Below are 21092 nucleotides of genomic sequence, written 5' to 3'. Positions count from 1 at the left end.
TCCCTGATCCAGCCCCGAAAGCGGCGCGGGCGAAGTGTCAGCGGCAGGTCAGGTTCGAGGGCGTACCGAGGCCGCTGACGTTGAAGCCGAAGTACTCCGAGCCGCCGGGCGCGATGTCGGCCGCGTACGCCAACGGCGTCACCACGTAATGACTGCCGCTCTTGGCGTACGTCGCTCGCCACATCGAACTGACGCTCGTCCCGGTCGGCAGATCGAACTCGGCCGACCAGCTCGGGACGGTCGCCGTCCCGTCGTTGTAGACGGTCACCTGCCCGCCGTACCCACTGCTCCAGACCGAGGTCTGGGCGAACGCGCACCGCAGCCCCACCACCCCGGACGGAGCGGGCGAGGCGGACGACGGGGACGGGGACGCGCTGGACGGCGACGGTGAGGCGCTCGGCGTACCAGTCAGGGAAAGCAGGAACAACGACGGACCCGCATCGGTCCGCGAGGCGTCGACGCCGTGGCCGTCGGTGTAGTCGGCCAGCTCGTGGCCGGCCCAGTCGGCGATGGGTGTGCCCGCGATGTCCAGATGGCGCCACGCGGACCCGGACCACCCGAACTGGTAGATCCGGGACTGATCGGCGTAGTACGCCGTGTACGGCGCGGTGTCCGAGCCGAGCTGCTTGGTCATCGTGTTGTGGAAGAAGACGTTGCGCGGACCGGACGATCCCGACCACTTGACCGCCTTCTGCCCGGCGGCCCACCAGATCGGGAACCAGTTCGAGTCGTCCGGCCCACCCCCGCCCTCCTCGCCGCAGTTGGCCTGGCAGTTGGCGGATCGATGGGCGTAGGGGACGGTCACGGTGTTCAGTTCGATGAGGTTGTTGCGTTCCCAGCCGCCGTGGAGGTTGAAGTCGGAGTCGGTGTCGTTGCCGATCGCGACGTTGCCCGACGCGGACCACTGGAAGGTGAAGTGGCGCAGGTTGCGGCTGACATTCCCGGCGTAGACCGAGTCCCAGACCCGGGAGCCGCGGAAGTAGCCGTTGCCGCCCTTGCCCTTGTTCCAGGCCCCGTCGAGGTAGTTGTCCACAATGGTGAGACGAGCCGCCTCCTCCGTGACGATCGGGTGGGAGCCGGTCATCGAGGTACGGATGCCCCGCACCCAGGAGTTCGCCGCCCATTTGAAGACGATGCCGTGCATCTCCCCCGGCGGGTCCATGTTGCCGTAGTTGTGCACGGCGTCCGCGGCGTTGAGGCCGGGCTCGTTCTGGGTCAGGAAGAAGTTCTCGAAGCCGACGCCGACGACCGGGTCGACCAGCGGCGCGGCCTTCGAGTCGTACACCGTGCCGCCGATAGCGGCGGAGCCGTCCGACGTGGAGGTGATCGGGACGTCGTACTCCAGCGGCTTGTCCAGGGTGATCGACTTCGCGGTCGAGTTCACGGCGGTGATCGTGAAGATCTGCTGCCGCATGTGCAGATTGCTCATCAGGGCGGTGTCGAAGACGTTCTGCGAGTTGTAGAACTTCACCGAGTTGGCGGCCCGGATGTTCACCAGCGTCCCGGCCGTCAGCCCGGTCAGGCTCGCCACATAGACCACGGTGTCACCGGTCCGGGCGGCGTACCCGGTCTCGCCGGGCTTCGCGGCGAGCTTCTGCCCCGCCTTCCAGTGCACGTTCACCGTGCCCTCGAAGATGTCCTTCCGGTTGGCGGGCGCGGCGGCGTAATCACTCGCGTAGGCGCTGTGCACCTGCCGGGACTGCACCCGGAACAACCCGCGGCCGGGCCACAGCCAGCCGCCCTTGCCCTGCCCAGACACCATGCCGTCCTCGTCCCAGTCCGAGCCGTCGGCGGTCAGCGTGTCGTAGCGGGTGTTCGCGTCGGGCTGGAAGACCAGGCGGGTCCCGGTCGCCGGATCACTGCCGGCTCCGCGCACGATCAGGTAGTCGGCGTCGACGCCCAGCTGGCGGCTCACATTCAGCACGCCCGCGGGCAACGTGATCAGCGACAGCTTCGTGAAACTCGCCGTCGCGGAGCAAGTGGTACGCACAAAGTCGATCGCGGATTGGAGACCGGTCGTGTCGTCCACGCCGTCGTTCGGGTGCACCGCGTACTGGGTGGCGAGTTCGGAGGCGGTGACCTGACAGGCGGCGTCGGGGTTGACGTCACCGGAACCGGGCAGGTTCGCACCGTTGCGATACCCGGCCTTGCTCCAGTCGTAGAGCCCGGCGATCGGCGTACGCCGGTTGGCGCTGGACAGGTCGAGTCCGGTCAGCGCGGCGCCGGCTCGGTCGACGTCGTCAACGGTCTGCGCCGCCGGGCGGATCAGCAGGGAGACGGACAGGAGCGTGGTGGCGGTCAAGGCGGCGGCGAGCGCGCCGGTAAGAGATCGGTGGGCGTCCATCATGAAAGACAGTTAATGGAACACTGTCCATGTAGTCAACGCCCGTTCGGAATATGGCACGCCGTCCACATACGTGAACCCGCTTGCCCTCTTTTTGGCGCTGGATCAGGGTTCTCGGTCGAATCTTGACCCAAGATTCGACGCGGATCCCTGATCCAGCGGGCTAGGTCGAGAGGTCGAGCTGGCGGAGGATGACGCCCTCGCGGAGCGCCCACGGGCAGATGTCGACGGAGTCCAGGTCGAGCCGCTCCATCGCCGCCAGCGCCACGATCGCCCCGGCGAGCACCTGGTGCGACCGCTGTGGGCTGACCCCGTCGAGTTCGGCGATGGCGTCGGCGGGCATCCGGCGGATGAAGCCCAGGACCTGCTTCAACCCCGTACGCGTCAACGACCGGGGCGCCCACAACCCCTTCCCGCTCGGAGCGGCCCCGGCGAGCCGGGCCAGGGACCGGAAGGTCTTCGACGTCGCCGCCGCGCGGTCGAGCCCGGCCAGCCGGGAGACGTCCAGCTCCTCCAACGTCGCCGCGACATACGCCCGCGCCTCGTCGATCGTTTGAGCCGACGGGGGATCCCCGGCAAGGCGCTCACGGGTGATCCGCCCCGCACCCAACGGGAGCGACACCGCGAGCGTCGGCTCCTCGTCGATCCCGGCCGCGATCTCCAGCGAACCCCCGCCGATGTCGAGGACGGCGAGCCGCCCCGCCGACCAGCCGAACCATCGGCGTACGGCGAGGAAGGTCAGCCGGGCCTCGTCCGCGCCGGACAGCACTTTCAGCTCCACTCCGGTCTGCTCGCGTACGCGCGCCAGCACTTGGGAGGAGTTGCGCGCGTCGCGTACCGCCGAGGTCGCGAAGGCCAGCAGGTCGTCCACGCCGAGCCGATCCGCGGCCTGGCGGGCATCGCGAACCGCGGTGAGCAGGGCCTGTTCCCCCGCCGGAGTGAGCGAGCCGTCCGGGCCGAGTTGCTCGGCGAGGCGCAACACGGCCTTCTCCGAGTGGGCCGGCCAGGGATGGGCGCCGTGGTACGCGTCCACGACCAGGAGATGCACCGTATTGGAGCCGACATCGAGCACGCCCAGACGCACGGGAATACCGTACCGGGGACGCCCACCGCCGTACGCTGAGTGTGTGCGTATCAGCGAAACCACCCAGCCCAAGAGCGCGCCCGCGCCGCGCAAGACTTTGCCGCTGACGCCGGTGAACCCCCGCGATCGCGAGGTTGGCCTGGACTTCCCGCGCGAGTGGGTGGAGTTCGCCGACCCGGCCGACGCCACCCAGCTCATCCGGGCCGACCTCACCTGGCTGCTCTCCCGGTGGAGTTGCGTCTACGGCAAGGGCTGCCACGGCATCATCAAGGACCGGGCGATCGAGGGCTGCTGCTCACACGGCGCGTTCCTGACCGACGCCGACGACATCCGCCGGGTGAAGGCCGCCGTGCGGAAGCTGACCCCGGAGACGTGGCAGCACTACCGCAAGGGCTTCAAGAACTGGACCGAACTCGACGAGCTGAACGACGAGGAGCCCGCCCGGCGTACGGCGACGCAGAGCGAGGACGGCCCGTGCGTCTTCCTCAACGACGCCGACTTCCCCGGAGGCGGCGGCTGCGCGCTGCACGGCCAGGCGCTGCGGGACGGCGTTCACCCGTTGGAGTACAAGCCCGACGTCTGCTGGCAACTACCGATCCGCCGCGATCAGAAATGGCACAAGCGACCCGACGGCACCAAGGTGCTGATCACGAGCATCACCGAGTTCGACCGGCGCGGCTGGGGCGCGGGCGGGCACGACCTGCACTGGTGGTGCACCTCGTCGCCGGAGGCCCGCGTCGACCGCACCCCGGTCTACGTCTCCTACGCGCCGGAGCTGATCGCGCTCATCGGGCAGGCCGCGTACGACGAGTTGGCCCGCCTGTGCGCGGCCCGCGCGAAGAAGGGCCTGGTCGCCCCGCATCCGGCGGGCTGACGGGCGCATTTCGCGGACCGGGCTAGCCTAGGAGGCATGCCCAGGATTCCGGTGCTCCTCTCCAGTTCGTCCGTATTTCCCGAGCCCACCGCCGCCGCGTTCGAGCTGGCGGCCGCGCTCGGGTACGACGGCGTAGAGGTCATGGTCTGGACCGACGCGGTCAGCCAGGACGCCGGGGCGCTGCGCGGGCTCGCCAGCCATTACGGGGTCCGCGTCGGGTCCATCCACGCGCCCTGCCTCCTGGTCACCCAGCGGGTCTGGTCCAGCGACCCCTGGGTACGCCTCCGGCGCGCGGCGGCGCTGGCGGAGACGCTGGAGGCCGACACGGTCGTCGTGCACCCGCCGTTCACCTGGCAGCGCGAGTACGCCCGGACGTTCGAGGCGGGTCTGCGGACACTGAACGGCCGCTACCCGCAGATCCGGTTCGCCGTCGAGAACATGTACCCCGTCCGGATGGCTCGACGGGAGTTCGTGCCCTATTCGCCCGGCTGGGACCCCACCCGCACCGGCTATGCGGCGTACACATTGGACATTTCACACTGCGCTGCCGCGAAGATGGACTCGCTCGCCATGGCCGACGCGATGGGCGCCGGACTGGCACACATCCACCTCGGCGACGGCACCGGCGAAGGCCGAGACGAACACCTCGTCCCCGGGCGAGGCAAGCAGCCCTGCGCCGAACTGCTGTCGTCGCTGGCCGAACGCGGCTTCACCGGCTCGATCGCGGTCGAGGTGGCGACCCGGCGCGCGGCCAGCCGAGCCGAACGCGAAGAGCTGCTGGCCGAGGCGCTGACCTTCGCCCGGCAACACCTCACGACCCCCGCCGCCCTCTAACCCCTCGCCCACCCCGCCTCGCCCCGCCTCGGCCCCCGTTCTTCCGCACGATCATGAACCTTCGGTCATGATCGCGCGGACAGACCAGGGCGAGGGCCCGCCCGCGGTGAGCGGAGGGGGCCAGGGTGGGTTAGACGGTGGCGTTGTTGGGCAGGATGGCCGGCGACGCCAGGAGCCGGGCGACGCGGCGCTCCCGTGGCCGGCTGGCCAGCAGGTGCCCGGCGGCGGCAGCGAGCCCGACCGTACCGATGACCACCCAGTGCACGTCACCGAGGTGTTCCAGCGACCATCCGCCGACCGCCGGGGCGACGAATCCGGCCGCCGGGAAGGTCAGGAAGAACACCGCCTGGTAGCGGGCGCGCAGCCGAGCCGGGGCGAGTTCGGCGATGACTTCCGCGTTCGGCGGGGCGGCGAGCATCGAGCCGATCGTCCAGATCGCCGCCGCCATCAGGTACGCCCCGAAGACGTCGGCGAAGGTGAGCGTGAAGTAGCCGATCCCGGAGACGGCCAGGGACAGGGCGAGTACGCGTCCCTTCAGCCGGCCCTGGATGAGCCGGGGCACGAAGAGCTGGCCGAGGACGATCAGCAGTCCCGGCACGGCCGCCACGACCCCGTACGCCGCGGGTGGCAGGCCGTCGGAGTCCATGGCCAGCTGCAGGATCGAGGTCTGCGAGTTGAGGATCGCGGCGATGAAGGTGAGCCCGACGAAGACCATGAAGATCGGGTCGGTGAGCGCCGTACCGAGGCCGCCCGGGGTCGCCGACCGTTTGACCTGGCCGCTGGCCGGGTGCGGGCGGGAGCCGATGGGGCGGGCCGGCCAGGGCCTCGTGGCCCACGGACGGGACGGGCGGCCCTGGCGCAGCATCAGCGTCTCCGGCACATACCGGTAGAGCACGTACGCCGTGATGGCCGTCGTCGCCGCGTCGAGCGCGAAGAGCAGGAAGAATCCGGCCTCGGCGATGACCCCGGCGAGGGCGGAGGCGATCGCCATGCCGAGGTTGAACGCCCAGAACTGCAGGTTGAACGCCCGGGCGCGGGACTCTTCGGGAACGATGTCGATGATGGCCGCGACCGTCGCCGGGCCGGGCATCGAGTGGAAGATCCCGATGAACAGGGTGAGCCCGGCGATGAGCCAGAGCGGCTGGGCGAACGCGAGCGCGAGCATCAGCGCGGCGGCGATCCCGTTCGCGGTGACCATCGTGGCGCGGCGGCCCCAGCTGTCGGCCAGTACGCCGCCGATCAGGCTGCCACCGGCGCCGCCGATGCCGTAGCCGGCGGTGACCAGGCCGGCCGCGGTCAGCGAGAGCCCGCGTCCGGTGCTGAGGTAGAGCGGCAGGAAGAGCATGCCGAAGGCGCCGACACGGTTGACGAGGATCGCCGACCAGAGGGTCCAGAAGACTCGGGGCAGTCCTCCGGCGGTCTGCGACCAGAAGCGAGAGAACAAGACGCGATTCCTTACGAAACGGGGGTTGGCTGCCGGGAGACGGCCGGCGGGGGTGGGGCGAGGATCGCGGCTCTGCGTTCGCGCGCCGGTCCCGAGGCTACCTGAGCTGCGGCGACGGCCAATCCGACGACCGCGCACAGGAGCCAGAGGAAGGTGTTGCCGAGGTGTTCCTGGAGGAAGCCGCCGGCGGTCGGGGCGACGAATCCGGCGATCGACCAGGAGAGGGAGAACACGCCCTGATAGCGGCCGCGTAGCTCGGCCGGGGACAGGACAGCCATGGTGGTGGAGTTGGCGGGTGCGTTGACCATCTCGCCCAAGGTCCAGACGAAGACGGTGACGGCGTAGAACAGCGGGGTGTTCGCCAGCGCGGTGAGCCCGAAGCCCAGCCCGGTGACGACCGAGGCGACCGCGAGCATTCGCGTACGGCTCATGCCCCTGGTCAGCCGGGGGATGAAGAGCTGCCCGATCACGATGAGGAGGCCGTTCAACGCGATCACGTAGCCGTAGGTCTGGCCGGAGATGCCGTCGGCGGCCATGGCGATCGGCAGCGTCGTGAGGTGCTGGAGGAAGACGAACGCGCTGAGGATGTTGAGCCCCGCGAAGATCAGGAAGATCCGGTCGGTGAACACGACCCGCAGTCCGCCCCTGGCGGCCGACGCCACCGCCGAAGCGGCGGCCGGCGAAGTCGCGGCCGGGCGGGCGGACCGGGTCTCCCGCAACGTGAAGAACAGGAACGTGGCGGTGACGAGCGTCGTCGCCGCGTCGACCAGGAAGACCAGGTGGTAGTCGGCCGCCGCGGCCAGGCCCGCGAGGGTGGCGGCGAACGAGAAGCCGAGGTTGATCACCCAGTAGTTCAGGGTGAACGCGCGCAGCCGGTCCTTCTCCGGGACGATGTCGATCAGCATCGCGCCGAATGCCGGGCGCGCCCCGTCGGCGAACATCCCGAAGAGGAACGCCAACCCGGCGATGCCCCAGTACGCCGAGGTGAAGGCCATCGCGACCAGCGTCGCCGCCCCGGCGACCTGGCCGGTGAGCAGGGTGACCTTGCGGCCGATCCGGTCGGCGGCCACGCCGCCGAGCATGTTGCCCAGCGCCCCGCCTGCCGCCCAGACCCCCATGATCAGGCCGGCCTGCGAAGGCGTGAAGTGCCGGACCGTCGTGAGGTAGATGGTCAGGAAGATGACGACGAAACCGCCGACGCGGTTGATCAGCGTCCCGGTCCAGAGATACCAGAACTGTCGCGGCAGACCGCCGGTGGTGTCACGCAACCAGCGCCGCATCGCGTACCCCTTCTGGCTGGGTGAGCTGAGCGGCCCGGCGCTCGCGCGCGGGCCCGGAGAGGAGGTGGCCGGCCGCGATGACCAGGCCGAGGACCCCGAGGCCGAACCAGAGCGTCGCGGGCGCGGTGTTGTCGAGGACGAGGCCGCCGACGATCGGCGCGAAGAAGTTCGCGGCGGTGAAGCTCATCGAGGCGACGCCCTGGTAGCGGCCACGCATCGTGGGGCTGGAGAGGTCCGCGATGGTCGTGCCGTTGACCGGCGCGTTGATCATCTCGCCCAGCGTCCACACCACGACGGTGAGTGCCAGCGTGGGCACGCTGCCGGCCAGGCCGACCGCGCCCATGCCGAGGCCGACGAGCAGGGCGGACGCCATTTGTACGCGATTACGCGGGTGCCGCCCGACGATCTTGGGGATGAACAGCTGCAGCGCCACGATCATGACGCCGTTCACCGCGATGACCGAGCCGTAGTTGGCCGGATCGATCCCCTGGTTCACCATGGCGATCGGGATCAGCTTGCAGGATTCGATGATCGACCAGAGGCCCAGATTCAGCAGCACATAGGTCATGAAGACCCGGTCGCGCAGCACGAGCGCGATGCCGCCGTTCTCCTTGGGCGCGGACAGCGCCGGACCGGGGGTCGTCTCCGGGACCTTGATCGCGATGATCACGGTCGTGATCGCGAGCACCGCGGCGTTGAGGATGAAGACGACCATCCGTGGGGTGTGCGCCAGTACGCCGGCCAGGAACGCCGCGCCGGAGAACCCGAGGTTGATCGCCCAATAGTTGAGGTTCATCCCCCGCATGCGCTTGGTCGGGCCGAGGACGTCGACCAGGGTCGCGCTGTACGCCGGCCGCCCGAGCCCGTTCCAGAAGCCGTACACCAGGGCGGTGAGCGCGACGAACCAAGGTGTCAGGGTGATCCCGAGGGCGAGCGCGGTGACGACGCCCGCGATGTTGGCGAGCAGCAACGTCGGCCGGCGACCCCATCGGTCGGCCAGGACGCCGCCCGCGATGGAGCCGAGCGCCATGCCGCCGCCGTAGAGGCCGAGGACGAGACCGGCGAGAGTGGCGGAGAAGCCGTAGCCGGAGACCATGTGGATCTCCAGGAACAGCACGGCCACCGCACCGAGGCGGTTGATCAGCGTGCCGAGCCATAGATACCAGAAGGTGGCCGGAAGGCCACCCACCGTGTCGCCGGCCCAGGTACGCAGGCTCCGCACGTATCCACCACCAGGGGTAATGAGCGTTCTGAGAAGGACGCCTTACAACCTAGGCCAGCCCGGGTGACAGGGTCACGTGATTTAGAACGTGTCCGTGGTCACTCTGCGTACGTAAGGCAGGATGACAAGCATGGTTGGAACTCTCGTGCTGCTGCGGCACGGTTACAGCGAATGGAACGCGAAGAATCTCTTCACCGGCTGGGTCGACGTGGACCTCAACGCCCAGGGAGAGAGCGAGGCGCGCCGCGGCGGTGAGTTGCTCAAGGAGCAGGACCTGCTGCCCGACGTGGTGCACACCAGCGTCCTGCGACGCGCCATCCGTACGGCGGAGATCGCCCTGCACACCGCCGACCGCCACTGGATCCCGGTACGCCGTTCCTGGCGGCTGAACGAGCGTCACTACGGCGCTCTGCAGGGCAAGGACAAGAAGCAGACGCTGCAGGAGTTCGGCGAGGAACAGTTCATGCTGTGGCGCCGCTCCTACGACGTGCCGCCGCCCCCGATCGCCGTCGACGACGAGTTCTCGCAGTTCGACGACCCCCGGTACGCCGCCCTCCCCGAAGAGCTGCGGCCGCGTACGGAGTGCTTGAAGGACGTCCTGGAGCGGGCGCTGCCGTACTGGTACGACGCGATCATCCCCGACCTCCTCGTCGGCAAGACCGTCCTCGTGGCGGCGCACGGCAACTCGCTGCGGGCCCTCGTCAAGCACCTGGACGGGATCTCCGACGAGGCGATCGCGGCGCTCAACATCCCCACCGGCATCCCGCTGCGCTACGACCTGGACGACAAACTCCGGCCGATCACTCCGGGCGGGGTCTACCTCGACCCCGCCGCGGCGGCGGAGGCTGCGGCGGCCGTCGCCAACCAGGGTCGCTGACGTCCCGGGATTACGGCGGCGCTTCGCTCGCGTTTTCCGGGATAACGCGGTCTCGCACACTGTTCGAGCGCGCGTTATCCCGGAAAACGCGCGAAGAAAGCAGTGTGGATAAGAAAAACCCGGCGGCGGCTGGCGACGCTCACCCCCGTTAGCGTCGCCAGCCAGCGCGCCGGTTCAGGTGGCTACCGTCCCCCAACGGTGTTGCGCCACCCATCCCCCAGCTCCTCGCTCGGCGCCAAAGTCGAAACAGATCGACTAGGCGAACCCCCGGTTTGCACAAGCGAGGCGCGTTACGGATGACGGTACGCCGGGCCTATTCCCTCGTCCACCCGTTTCCGTGTCTCTACTGTCACAATCTGTAACGGTGATCACACTGGTCGTCCGCTGTCCCGGAGATGGGCCACGAGTTCGACTCGGCTGCGTACGCCGAGCTTGCGATAGATGTTCGCGAGGTGGGTCTCGACTGTTCGCTCGCCGATCACCAGCCGTTCGCCGATCTCCCGCGCCGAGGCGCCGGCCGCGGCCAGCTCCAGCACTTCCTGCTCCCGCCGGGTCAGCGTCCGCCCGTCCGGCGGCTCGAACCGGTCGATCCGGCGTACCAGGCCTGAAAGGCCGCGTTCGGCGGCGTACGTGCGCGCGCTCTTGACCTCCTGCGGGTCCGCGCGCAGCCGCGCCCGCTCCCACCGCAGCCAGGCGAGCCACGGCGTGTGACCGATGACGCGCGCCGCGTCGTCCAGTCGGGTCGTGGCGCGCTTCGGGTCCGTCTCCAGCCGCGCGGCCATCAGCGCGGTGGGTCCGGCACTCGCCGTCGCCGGTCCGGCCACGATCCATTTCCCCGGATACGCCGAGAGCAGCGCACCGAGCCGGTCAGCCGCGGCCGGGGCGGGCTCGGCCGCCGCCACGAACGCGATCGCCCAGGGATCGAGGGGCTGGGCCGCCAGCTCCTCGACGAGCGCGTCGGCCAGCTCGTCACGCCCCTCCGCGCGCGCGATCCAGGCCGCGGCGGCAGTCGTCCACAGCGGGCCGGTCACGTCGCGCAGCCGGTCGGCGAGGTCACCGGGGTCTCCGTCGAGCAGCCGCAGTCCGGCGTACGCGGCCAGTCCTTCCAGCCCCGCGATCACCGTCAACTGTTCACGAGCCGCCGCGACCTTACCCGCCAACAGCAGGCGGTGCGCCGCGATCTCCGGTACGCCGTCCACCTCGGCCAGCTGCCGGTCGGCCGGACCGAGGTCGCCGTCGCGCAACGACAGCGCCGCCAGCGCCCGATGCGCCCGGCTCAGCAGTACGCCGTCGTCCAGCGCTCCGGCCTCGCGCAGCGCCTGGCGTAGCTGGTCGGCGTCCGACTCCACCTGGGCGAGCAGGGCCTCGGCCATCGCCCGGGGGTCGGCGCTTTCCCGGGCCGCCGTCAGCGACTGTTCGGCGAGCGTGCGAGCCGCCGCTCCGGTCGACTCCAACGCCAGCCGGGCACGCAGCCGGGCCACAGTAGACAGATCGGCGCCACGAAGATAGCCGCGAAGCTCGTCTCCAGGGGTGGGCGGTCGGGGCGGCAGCGGGGAATTGAGGAGCGCTAGGGCTTCGGTGAGCGCGGTCGCCCGCTGCGGATCGGTCGGCTCCGCCGTCGCACCCGACCCCGATCGAGGCCCGTACGCCAGCGCCGCCTCGGCGAGCAGTCCGGCGTCCTTGGCCTGACGCCCCAGGCGTACCGCTGCGGCGAACGCCTCGCGGGCCTGCTCCCGGCGCCCTGCCTGGAGTTGCGCGGATCCGAAGGCGACGAGCAGCCGGCCGAGGTGGCCGGCTGACCACTGAGCACGCGAGGCCAGCTCCACCGCGACGGCGAACGCGTCCGCCGCCTCGGCGGGGCGTTCGGCCGCCCGCGCGGACGCCACAGTGGCGGCGATCGCCCGATCCAGGCGCTCGTCGCCGCCGAGCACCGCCGCGGCGACGAGGTGGTGCGACAGCTCGGCCACGGTCGGGGCGCGTTCTCCCGCCCGTGCGCCGACCGAGAGCAGCGCGTCGGCGACCGCCTCGTGCAGACCGGCCACCTCGGTGAGGCCGAGCGCGTCGTAGCTCAGTTCGCGGGCGAGCGCCGAGTCGAAGGCGAACACCCGATCGGTCACCGGGCGGATCAACCCGGCCGTGATGGCCTCCTCCAGCGACGGCAACGCGGCGTCCCCGGCCACTTCCTCCACGATGGACAGATCGAACTCCCGGCCGACGACCGAGGCCACCGCGAGGACGTGCCGGGCCGGCTCGGTCAGCACGGTCAGGCGCTCGGCGATCGGCGCCGTCGCCGACTCCGGCCAGCGCAGCGCGAGCCGGCGACGGCCGTCGTCGGACTCCCGCAGCTGCCCGGCGATCGCGGTCAGCAACGCCGGACTGCCGTCCGAGCGGCGGCGCAGCTGCGTCGCGAGCGCCTCCGGCACCGGGAAGGCGACCGACTGGGCCAGCATCTCGGCGACCTCGTCGCGGCTCAATCCCGGCAGCCACACCCGGTACGCAGCCGGACCGGACGGCAGCGTCTCGGCCACCTCCGGGCGGACGACCGCGACGACCAGCGTCGGGGTGGCGGGTGGCTGGTCGGCGTACTCGGCGAGCAGGGTCAGCGTCGCCTCATCGGCGCGGTGGGTGTCGTCGAGCGCGATCAGCAGCGGTCCGGCTTCGGCGAAGATCCGGGTGAGTGCGGCTTGCGCCGACCAGATGTCGTCCACAGTCGACGAAGAGCCGAGCTCGGTGAGCACCCGCTGCCAGGGCCAGAGCGAAGGAGCACCCGCCGCCCGGGGCGGTGCCGCTCGTACGTAGCGCAGCGCGGGCGTACGCCGGTGGAACTCCGCCAGCAGCCCGCTCGCCCCCCGGCCGGGCTCGGCGATGAGCAGCACCACGCGAAGCCGCCGCTCGTCGACGACCGCGCGGGCGTGCCCGGCCAGAGCCCCCAGCTCCATCGCGCGCCCGACGAACCGCACGTCCCTCACCCCCACCCTTTCCGGCGACGCTATTCACTCCTGCGGCCGACCGGCCATCCTCCGCCCGGAGGGTACCCAGAGCGGTACGGATGGCGGTACGGAGAACCCGCGCATGGGAAAGTTCCGTACCCGGCCCGATGACCCCCGAGCGGCTCGCTTCCTACCTTCGTACTCGTTCCTGGCAAGCCCCCAGACAGCCACCGAGAAAGGATCGAAGGACATGTCCCAGTTCCGCGACGTGATCGCGCGGATGGCGGTGGACGCGGAGTTCGCCCGGCATGCGCGATCCCACCCCGATCAGGTGGCCGCCGAGTACGGGTTGACCTCCGAGGAGTCCGACCGCCTCCGCGGCCTGGCCGACGCCTCCACGGGCAGCGGCCCGCAGGCGCTCGGCGTACGCCTCTCCAAGAGCGGCGTGACGACCGGAGGGCTGGCGACCGCCCTGACCTCCGGCACCCCCGACCTGCCTCAGGTGGACGTGCACGTCGCGCCCGAGGTCCACATCGTCCCGCACGTCATCGCGCCGGCCGACGGCGGACACGACGGTCCGGCCGACTCGGGCGGCGGCGACTCCGGACCGGACGACGGCCCGAGCACTCCCCCGCCCGGTGGCAGCGAGCCGCCGTCCGGCGGTGGCGGTACGCCCGCACCGGCCATCCTCGTCCAAGGTGGACTGCACCCGACCCCGGACGGCTCGGGTGGCGGCGACGGCGGTCACGGTGGCCTGGAGATCGGCCCGAAGCAGGACGATCCCGCCCCACCGCCGCCGAGCAGCCTGCACCTCACTCCGGGTGTGCTGAACCTGGGCGGCGACGGACCCGACGACGGCCCGGGTGGCCTGCCGACGCCGCCGTCCCCGCCCGGTGGCGATCCCACACCGATGAACCTCGTCCTGCCCGACCTCGGCCACACGGATCCGCCCGACCCGATCCTGCCGGGCGGCGGCGACGCCCCGCAGGCGATGCGCGTCTTCGGCGACCTCGACTTCGGCACCGGCGACGGGGACGGCTCCGACGGCGGTTCGGACGGCGGCGGCGAGGAGCTGGCCACGATGCCTCCGGGCGGCCGGCTCAGCGGACTCATCGGCTCCGACTTCCACCTGCCCGACCTCGGCGATCTCGGCGACGGTGGCAGCGACGGCGGATCCGGCGGCGGCTCGTTCCCGGGTGGCTTCGGCCTGCCGGACTTCGGCCCGGACACCGACGGCGACGGTACGCCGGACATGTTCGAGGACTCCGACGGCGACGGCATCCCGGACTTCACCGACACCGATCCGAGCGGCGACCCCGGCGTACCCGACTTCGGCCCCGACTCCGACGGCGACGGCCTGCCCGACTCGCTCGAGGGCCTCGGCGGATTCCCGGGCATCCCCGGCCTCGGCGGCGAGGGCGACGGCGGTTCGGACTCCTCCGACGGCGGGCTGGACTTCGGCCTCGACACCGACGGCAACGGCATCCCCGACTCGCTCGAGGGTCCCGGCGGATTCCCGGGCATCCCCGGCCTCGGCGGCGAGGGCGACGGCGGCTCCGACGGGGGCGACGCGCCTGGCGGCGGGCTGGACTTCGGCCCCGACACCGACGGCGACGGCCTGCCCGACTCCCTCGAAGGACTCGGCAGCTGGCCCACCGGCATCCCCGGCCTCGGCGGCGACCCGAGCGACGGCGGCACCGACGCTCCCGGCGGGCTTCCGGACTTCCCGGGTGGTCTGCCCGGCCTCAGCCTCGACACCGACGGCGACGGGATTCCGGACATCTTCGACTCGACGCCCGGCGGCGACCCCGCGCCCGACCCCGGCTTCCCCGGCGGCCTGGGCCTGCCCGACCATTCCGGCATCTTCGGGGACAACGACGGCGACGGGACCCCGAACTACCTCGACCCGACACCCGACGGTCCGGTGTTCCCGCACTTCCCGGGCACGTTGCCCGACAGCGACGGCGACGGCACGCCGGACGTCCTCGAGCCGGGTGGCGTCGTGTTCGACCCGGGCGGCGTCATCGTCGACCCCGTGCACCCGATCGACCCGGGCGGCGTCCTCGGCGATCCGCCGGTCTTCGACCCGGGTGACGGCGGCGGCCCGACCGACCCCGGTCCGACCGACCCGGGTCCAACCGACCCCGGCCCCACCGATCCCGGCCCCACCGACCCCGGCACCGACGGCGGTACGCCGACGCCCGAGCCGTCGGACAGCGGCACGGGGACGGGCGGCACGGGCGGCGGCACCGGTACGCCGACCCCGGAACCGCCGACGGACCAGCCCCCCACCGAGCAGCCGCCGGTGGAGCAGCCGCCGGTGGAGCAGCCCGAGACGGAGTCCCCGACGGCTGAGGCCGACGCGGCAGCCGCCTCGCACGCTCCGGCCGCGACGACCCCGCCGGCCGACGGCGGCCAGGGCGGCGGTCAGGCGGGCGGCGCCCAGGGCGGCGGCGCGGCCGACGACGGCGGCATCGGTATGACCGAGCTGGCAGTGGGCGCCGGCGGCGTGGTCGCCGGGGTCGTGGTCGGCGGAATCGCGGGCGGCATCGCCGGCGCGAAGTTCGCCGGCAAGGACGACGACGAGGACAAGACGCAACCGAACGCTTAGCACCGACTCGCGGAGAGCACCGCTCCGCCGAGTACGCCGGCCGGGGCCGAGTCTCCCCCGTGCTCGCCCCGGCCGGCCCCCACCCTCCCGGCGCTGGATCAGGGTTCCCGGTCGGATCATGACTCAAGATTCGACCGGGAACCCTGATCCAGCGCCGAAAACGAAGCGCGAACCGAGTCCGCGAGACGCGAGAAGGGTCACCGGAGATGCTCTGCCACGCCTGTCACGTGCACCTGCGCCGGGACTACCCGTACTGCCTGCACTGCGGCACGCTGCGTAAAGGCGCCAAGGTCGCCGAGTTCGCGGCGCCGGAGTTGCGCCACGCCGGGCAGGCGTACCCGTTGGTGCGTCCGGTGACGACGATCGGGCGTACCAGTGACAACGATCTGATCCTGGACGATCCGAGCGTCTCGCGGCACCACGCCCGGATCACCCGGGGACCGGAGGGCTTCCTCCTGGAGGACCTCAACTCGTTCAACGGCACCACCGTCGGCGGGCGTACGCTCCACGGCGATCGAGCCGCCCTGAACGACGAGATGGAGCTGCTCTTCGGGGATGTGCCGGTCCGGTTCGCGCAGCCGCGGAACGCGGCTATCGGCTCCAAGACGATGGTCAAGGGCACCGAGTACACGATGCTCGCGGCGTCGAGGCACCAGCCGGAGGCGGCCACCGCCACCGAACCGTTGTCGGCGGTGCCCCGGCGTCGGTCGGGCTGGGCGCTCAAGCAGGTCCCGGACAGTCGCGGGGTCGAGCAGTGGGTGCTGAGCAATACGCGTACGGGGCAGTATCTTCAGCTCGACGATCGGGACGCGTTCCTGTGGAACAGCCTGGACGGCGAGAACAGCGTACGCGACCTGCTCTTCCTGTACGCCGACAAGTACGGCGAGCTGGCCCTTCCACGCATCGAGCAGACGCTGCGGACGTTCGCCGCGATCGGGCTCGTCCGCGGGCTCTACGGGCAACGCGATCCGGAGCGGCCGCCGCTGCTGAAGCGGATCGGCCAGGCGATCTTCCGCGCGCTGCTCCGGCTGGAGCTGTCGGTGAAGGGCTTGGACTCCCTGTTCGACCGCATGTACCGAGCTTTCGGCTGGCGCTTCTTCACGCGTACAAGCGTGTTCTTGATGTGGCTTGTGATCCTGGGCGGGATCTACGCGTTCTTCGTCGCGCAGAGCAAGCAGGAGCTTTTCAACGTGGGCGGCGCGGGCCTGGCCGGCGCGATCGTGGTCGCGGCGGTCTGCCTGATCGCGCTGGCGATCCACGAGAGTGCGCACGCGATGGCCGTGAAATCGTATGGCCGCAAGGTGACGCGGGGCGGCTTCATGCTGATGATGGGCATGCCGTTCGCCTTTGTGGACACGAGCGACATGTGGTTCGGTACGCGCTGGTCTCGCATCGTGGTGACGTTGTCAGGTCCACTCTCGACTGCGGCGGTTGCGGGAACGGCCTCCCTCGTAGCGGCGTATGTGCCGCGTCCGATGGTCTCCGGGATCGCCTTCCAGATCGCCTTCGCGCTTTACCTGAACACGATCTACAACCTCAATCCGCTGATGCCGCTCGACGGCTACCAGGCGTTGTCCGACGCGCTGCGTATGCCGCGGTTGCGGGAGGAGGCCTCGGCCTACTTCACCAAGGGCATCTGGGCCGACCTGCGCGGCGGCAAGCGTCCGGGGTTGAAGCAGTGGGGCATGGCGGCGTACGGGATGACCGCCGTCCTCGGGATGACGGCGTTCATGGTGATGGCCGTCTTCAGCTGGCGTACGCGCCTCGACGGAATGGTGCAGAAGTATCTCCCGGCCGGCTTCGCGATCCCCGTGATCGTGATCGGTCTGGCTGTCTTGATGTTTCCGATCTGGTTCCGCATCTACAAGAAGGTGTCCACACTGGTGCGGCGAACGGCGGCAAAGCGTTCGCTGACCGAGCCTGGGGAGGCGACGGCATGACCTGGTCAGTGCCGGGATATACGGCGGTACAGGAATTGGGACGGGGCGCGTCCGGGCTGGTCGTGCTCGCCACCCACGATCAGACGGGAGTTCCCGTCGCGATCAAATACCTCGCCGACAACCTGAAGAACGACGAGACCTTCCTCCGCGAGTTCCGGGCCGAGGCCCGCATCCTCGCCGAGGTCCAGGACGACCATGTCGCCCGCCTCTACGAGTACGTCGAGAATCCCGGCGGCGCGGCGATCGTCATGGAACTGGTCAACGGCGTCGCCCTCCGCAAACTCATCCGGGAACAGGGTCCGACCGAGCCCGAAGCCGCGCTCGTCGTGCTCAAGGGTTCGCTGCTCGGCCTAGCCGCCTCGCACAAACTCGGCATCGTCCACCGCGACTACAAACCCGAGAACGTGCTGGTCGACGCGCAAGGCCAGAGCAAGCTCGCCGACTTCGGCATCGCCGTCCGCGCCGGGCGCACCGGCGCGCTCGCGGGCACGCCCAGCTACATGGCCCCCGAGCAGTGGGCGGCCGGCACGGCCACCCCGCAGACCGACATCTACGCGGCCACCGCCACCTTCTTCGAGTGCCTCACCGGCACGCCGCCCTACCGGGCGCCCGGCGATCTGGCCCAGCTCCGCCGACAGCACGAGTCCGCGCCCATCCCGGTCGACAATGCGCCCGAAGGGGTACGCGGACTGCTGCGACGCGGGCTCGCCAAGGACCCGGCGCAGCGCCCGACCAACGCGACGCTCTTCCTCCGGGAGTTGGAGGCGGTCGCCGGAGCGGCATACGGCCCCGAATGGGAAGAGGAGGGCAAGAAGAAACTCGCCCGGCGAGCGCTCCTGCTCGCAGCGCTCTTCCCGCTCGCGCTCGCCTCGATGTCCGGCACCGCCGTCGCGGACTCCGCCCTCGGCCGCGGAGTGGGGCATCGCCTCCGCTCGCTGTCGAGCGGCGTGAAGAAGGCGCTCGTCGCGGGAACGATCACGGTGGTCGTCGTCGGCGGCAGTGTCGGCGGCTGCGTCGCCCTCAACCCGACAGACGCCGCCAACACCTCAGCCCTGCCATCCTCGTCCCCGTCGCTTGTGGAGGAATCGCCTTCGGCGTCGCCGACTGACTCCCCGTCGCCGTCCCCGTCGGCGTCGCCCTCGGCGTCAGTCTCACCGACGGCTGCTTCGCCGACTCCGACGAGGTCTCGGACGAAGTCGCCGACCCCCAAACCCACGACGAAGAGCCCCTCCCCCAGCCCCACCCCGCCGCGCGTGACAACGGCAACCGTGACGTCAGCGTGCTACTACGTCGGCAAGTGCGGCGCATCGACAAGCGTTGTCCACGCGGCCTGGGCCATCCGCGCCTCCAACACGAACAAGCTGACCTACCGGCTGCGCTTCGTTCAGGTCAACGCGAACGGCGGCGAGTACGGCACGGCGCTGTACACCGAGACCAAGACGCTTCAGGGCTCGCTCTCCTACTCCGGCGCCGAGGACCTGGACGTCGTCTCGCTCTGGCGCGACCAGTGCAGTGCGGGCTACCAGATCAAGGTCTCGATCGTCACGACGCCGACGAAGGAGAGCGGCTCGACGGCGACGGTCGCCGACTATGTCTGCATCGGGTAGCGCCGGTGCTCAGCGGACAGGGTGATGCGTTTGGGGGGTGGGGGAGATCAAATGGCCCCCCAAACGCATCACTCGGGTCGCTCGGAGGCGTCCGCGGAGAGGCGGTCAGCCCTGCCATCCCAGTCGGCGCAGCATGGCGCGGACGATCGCGACCGTCTTGTCCGGAGTACGCAGTACGTCGGTCGCGTTGAACCGAAGCACGGTCCAGCCCGCGACGTAGATCTCGTTCTGTCGATCCATGTCGGCACGGTATGCCGCCTGCTCCCGATGGTGGTCACCGTCGTATTCGATGGCGAGCTTCCACTCTTCGTACGCCAGGTCCACCCGGGCGAGTATTCGGATTCGTCCGTCAGGCAGGACTCGGCTGATTCTGACCTGCAACGCGGGCGGGGGCAGTCCACCGTCCAGGAGCACCAACCGGAGCTTCGTCTCCATGACAGATTCCGCTCGCTTGTCGCTGAGCGACAGCGCTGTCCGAGCGGAACGGGTCTGTGGCCGGCCGGCATGCGCGTCGAGATAGGACCGGACCTGGTCGGAGGACACTTTTCGACGGTGGAAGATCGCGTCGAGCGCGACTACGGCGTCGGCGCGCGGGAGTAGCCGAGCCACGTCGAAAGCCGTCCGAAGGAGCGACGTGACCGGCATGCCGAACCGCGAAGCCAGGTCGTCGGAGTCCAGCACCATCCGGCGGACGACGAGGTGGTTCTGCGTACGCAGACTCGTGCCGAGCGGCACCACCACGGTGACCGGGTCATCGGGTCCGAGCAGCGGGACGTCCCAGAGGGCGGCCGCGCTGAGCAGGGCGATCGCCCCGCCGGGCGGAAGAAGCAACGCCGCCGCCGAGCACCGGAGCCGATGATCGACCGGAATCTCGGCATCGACGTAGATGCCGCGAAACAGTCGCCGCCACCTTGGGCCGCGGAGCTCATCGCGGGTCAGCAGCCCGGCGGCGAGCCAATCACGCGCGCGAAATGGCGACGACGGGGAGCGCATCGGACAAGGGTGGCGCGCAAGTCTCGGCCGAAGACCGTGTTATCCACAACGGGAGGACGGCGGGCATCCTGCTGTAGGAGGATGCGGTGCGGCTGGCAGCAGGAAGAACGATGGAGCCGAACCCGGGACCGTCAGGTGCATGAGGAATGCACTGAGGAACGCGTACCGGGGTAGCAGTTGGCTCACCGTGATGGCGGTGGCGATGACCGTGCTGGCAGTCGTGGCCGTGGTCGGCCTCGCCGCAGACGACCGGGTGGTGCTGGGCCAGCCGACGTGGCTCAAGCCGTTCAAGTTCGGCGTCTCGTTCGCCGTGTACGCCATCACGCTGGCGTGGCTGTTGAGTTTCGTCCGGCCGACGTGGATGAAGAAGGTCGGGGTAGGGCTGATCGTCGTCGGGTCGTATCTCGAGGTGGCGCTCATCGTCTGGCAGGCGGCCCGGGGCCGGGCGAGTCATTTCCATGTCGAGACGGCTTTGGACAACGCGATCTGGAGCGCGATGGGGGCGATGGCGGCGCTGTTCGGCGTCGGGACGGCGGTAGTCGCGATCGTCGTGTGGCGCGGCCGGGTCAAGGATCGGACGACGGACGTCGCCGCCAAGGTCGGGCTGTGGTTGCTGCTCGCCGGGATGGGGCAGGCCGCCTTGATGGTCGTGCCGACGTCGGAACAGCGCCGGCTGGACGAGATCGAGGATCAGCCCATGCTCGGGGCGCATGCGGTCGGCGTACCAGATGGTGGAGCGGGACTCCCGATCACCGGGTGGAGCACGACGGGCGGTGACCTGCGCGTGGGGCATTTCGTGGGGGTGCACGGCCTGCAGGCCATGATCCTGCTGGCGATGCTCTTCCCCGGGCGGCCGCAGGTGATCAAGATTGCCGGCGGCGCATACGCCGGCCTGCTCGCCTTGGTGACTTGGCAGGCGTTGCGCGGGCAGCCGCTGACCCAGCCGGACGGGTTGACCCTGGCGGCTGCCGGAGTACTCGTCGCCGCGACCGCGATCGGCCTCCTGACGATCGGCCGGAGAGTCGCGCTGCCGTCGCTCGATAGGATCTGAA

The 21092-nt window shown here is 70.4% G+C and carries 14 protein-coding genes; 7 read left to right on the top strand and 7 right to left on the bottom strand.

Features of this window, described 5'->3' with window-relative positions; translation table 11 throughout:
• Positions 1 to 37: 37 nt before the first annotated feature.
• Together AB0H43_RS06545 and AB0H43_RS06540 are read right to left on the bottom strand one after the other, a co-directional pair.
• Entirely contained in the window at positions 38 to 2347 is a 2310-nt protein-coding gene (locus AB0H43_RS06545; protein WP_359997529.1) for a cellulose binding domain-containing protein, read from the bottom strand.
• A gap of 160 nt (positions 2348 to 2507) precedes the next feature.
• Complete coding sequence (locus tag AB0H43_RS06540) at positions 2508 to 3428, bottom strand: Ppx/GppA phosphatase family protein (protein ID WP_359997527.1); 921 nt, start codon at positions 3426 to 3428, stop codon at positions 2508 to 2510.
• Positions 3429 to 3525: 97 nt separating this feature from the next.
• On the opposite strand from AB0H43_RS06540, the gene AB0H43_RS06535 reads away from it, so the two are divergent.
• Complete coding sequence (locus AB0H43_RS06535; RefSeq protein ID WP_359998580.1) at positions 3526 to 4302, top strand: hypothetical protein; 777 nt, start codon at positions 3526 to 3528, stop codon at positions 4300 to 4302.
• Positions 4303 to 4338: 36 nt separating this feature from the next.
• Entirely contained in the window at positions 4339 to 5136 is a 798-nt protein-coding gene (locus AB0H43_RS06530) for a sugar phosphate isomerase/epimerase (protein WP_359997524.1), read from the top strand.
• Positions 5137 to 5266: 130 nt separating this feature from the next.
• Here AB0H43_RS06530 and AB0H43_RS06525 read toward each other — a convergent pair whose 3' ends face one another.
• Genes AB0H43_RS06525 through AB0H43_RS06515 form a run of 3 tightly spaced genes read right to left on the bottom strand, consistent with a single transcriptional unit; the run spans position 5267 to position 9082 of the window.
• Positions 5267 to 6580, bottom strand: a complete 1314-nt coding sequence (locus tag AB0H43_RS06525; RefSeq protein WP_359997521.1) for an MFS transporter — start codon at positions 6578 to 6580, stop codon at positions 5267 to 5269.
• An 11-nt stretch (positions 6581 to 6591) separates the two neighbouring features.
• A complete protein-coding gene (locus tag AB0H43_RS06520; RefSeq protein WP_359997518.1) occupies positions 6592 to 7860 on the bottom strand; it encodes an MFS transporter in 1269 nt (422 codons plus the stop codon).
• On the bottom strand, positions 7841 to 9082 hold the full coding sequence (locus AB0H43_RS06515) for an MFS transporter (RefSeq protein ID WP_359997515.1): 1242 nt from the start codon (positions 9080 to 9082) through the stop codon (positions 7841 to 7843). The genes AB0H43_RS06520 and AB0H43_RS06515 overlap by 20 nt, the downstream gene beginning before the upstream one ends.
• A 121-nt stretch (positions 9083 to 9203) precedes the next feature.
• Between AB0H43_RS06515 and AB0H43_RS06510 the strand changes: the two genes are divergently transcribed.
• On the top strand, positions 9204 to 9959 hold the full coding sequence (locus AB0H43_RS06510; protein ID WP_359997512.1) for a phosphoglyceromutase: 756 nt from the start codon (positions 9204 to 9206) through the stop codon (positions 9957 to 9959).
• Between the two features lie 368 nt (positions 9960 to 10327).
• Here the strand turns inward: AB0H43_RS06510 and AB0H43_RS06505 are convergent, their stop codons facing one another.
• Positions 10328 to 12919 (bottom strand): LuxR C-terminal-related transcriptional regulator, encoded by a 2592-nt coding sequence (locus tag AB0H43_RS06505; protein ID WP_359997510.1) that lies wholly within the window; start codon positions 12917 to 12919, stop codon positions 10328 to 10330.
• 220 nt (positions 12920 to 13139) lie between these two features.
• Here AB0H43_RS06505 and AB0H43_RS06500 point away from each other — a divergent pair, with 220 nt between their 5' ends.
• The 3 genes from AB0H43_RS06500 (at position 13140) to AB0H43_RS06490 (ending at position 19047) form a co-directional block, all read left to right on the top strand.
• Positions 13140 to 15500 carry a hypothetical protein gene (locus AB0H43_RS06500; RefSeq protein WP_359997507.1) on the top strand — a complete coding sequence of 787 codons (2361 nt, stop codon included), beginning with the start codon at positions 13140 to 13142 and terminating at the stop codon, positions 15498 to 15500.
• Positions 15501 to 15706: 206 nt separating this feature from the next.
• A complete protein-coding gene (locus AB0H43_RS06495) occupies positions 15707 to 17440 on the top strand; it encodes an FHA domain-containing protein (RefSeq protein WP_359997504.1) in 1734 nt (577 codons plus the stop codon).
• Positions 17437 to 19047, top strand: a complete 1611-nt coding sequence (locus tag AB0H43_RS06490) for a serine/threonine-protein kinase (RefSeq protein ID WP_359997501.1) — start codon at positions 17437 to 17439, stop codon at positions 19045 to 19047. Before AB0H43_RS06495 ends, AB0H43_RS06490 begins: the two co-directional genes overlap by 4 nt.
• Before the next feature lie 105 nt (positions 19048 to 19152).
• Here the strand turns inward: AB0H43_RS06490 and AB0H43_RS06485 are convergent, their stop codons facing one another.
• On the bottom strand, positions 19153 to 20040 hold the full coding sequence (locus tag AB0H43_RS06485) for a DUF559 domain-containing protein (protein WP_359997498.1): 888 nt from the start codon (positions 20038 to 20040) through the stop codon (positions 19153 to 19155).
• A gap of 139 nt (positions 20041 to 20179) precedes the next feature.
• Here AB0H43_RS06485 and AB0H43_RS06480 point away from each other — a divergent pair, with 139 nt between their 5' ends.
• Complete coding sequence (locus tag AB0H43_RS06480) at positions 20180 to 21091, top strand: hypothetical protein (RefSeq protein WP_359997495.1); 912 nt, start codon at positions 20180 to 20182, stop codon at positions 21089 to 21091.
• The last annotated feature ends 1 nt before the right edge of the window (position 21092 follow it).

This window comes from Hamadaea sp. NPDC050747 (assembly GCF_040654195.1).
Taxonomy (GTDB): domain Bacteria; phylum Actinomycetota; class Actinomycetes; order Mycobacteriales; family Micromonosporaceae; genus Hamadaea.
The sequence above is the reverse complement of the archived record's forward strand: the minus strand, read 5'-3'. Positions and strand labels throughout refer to the sequence as shown.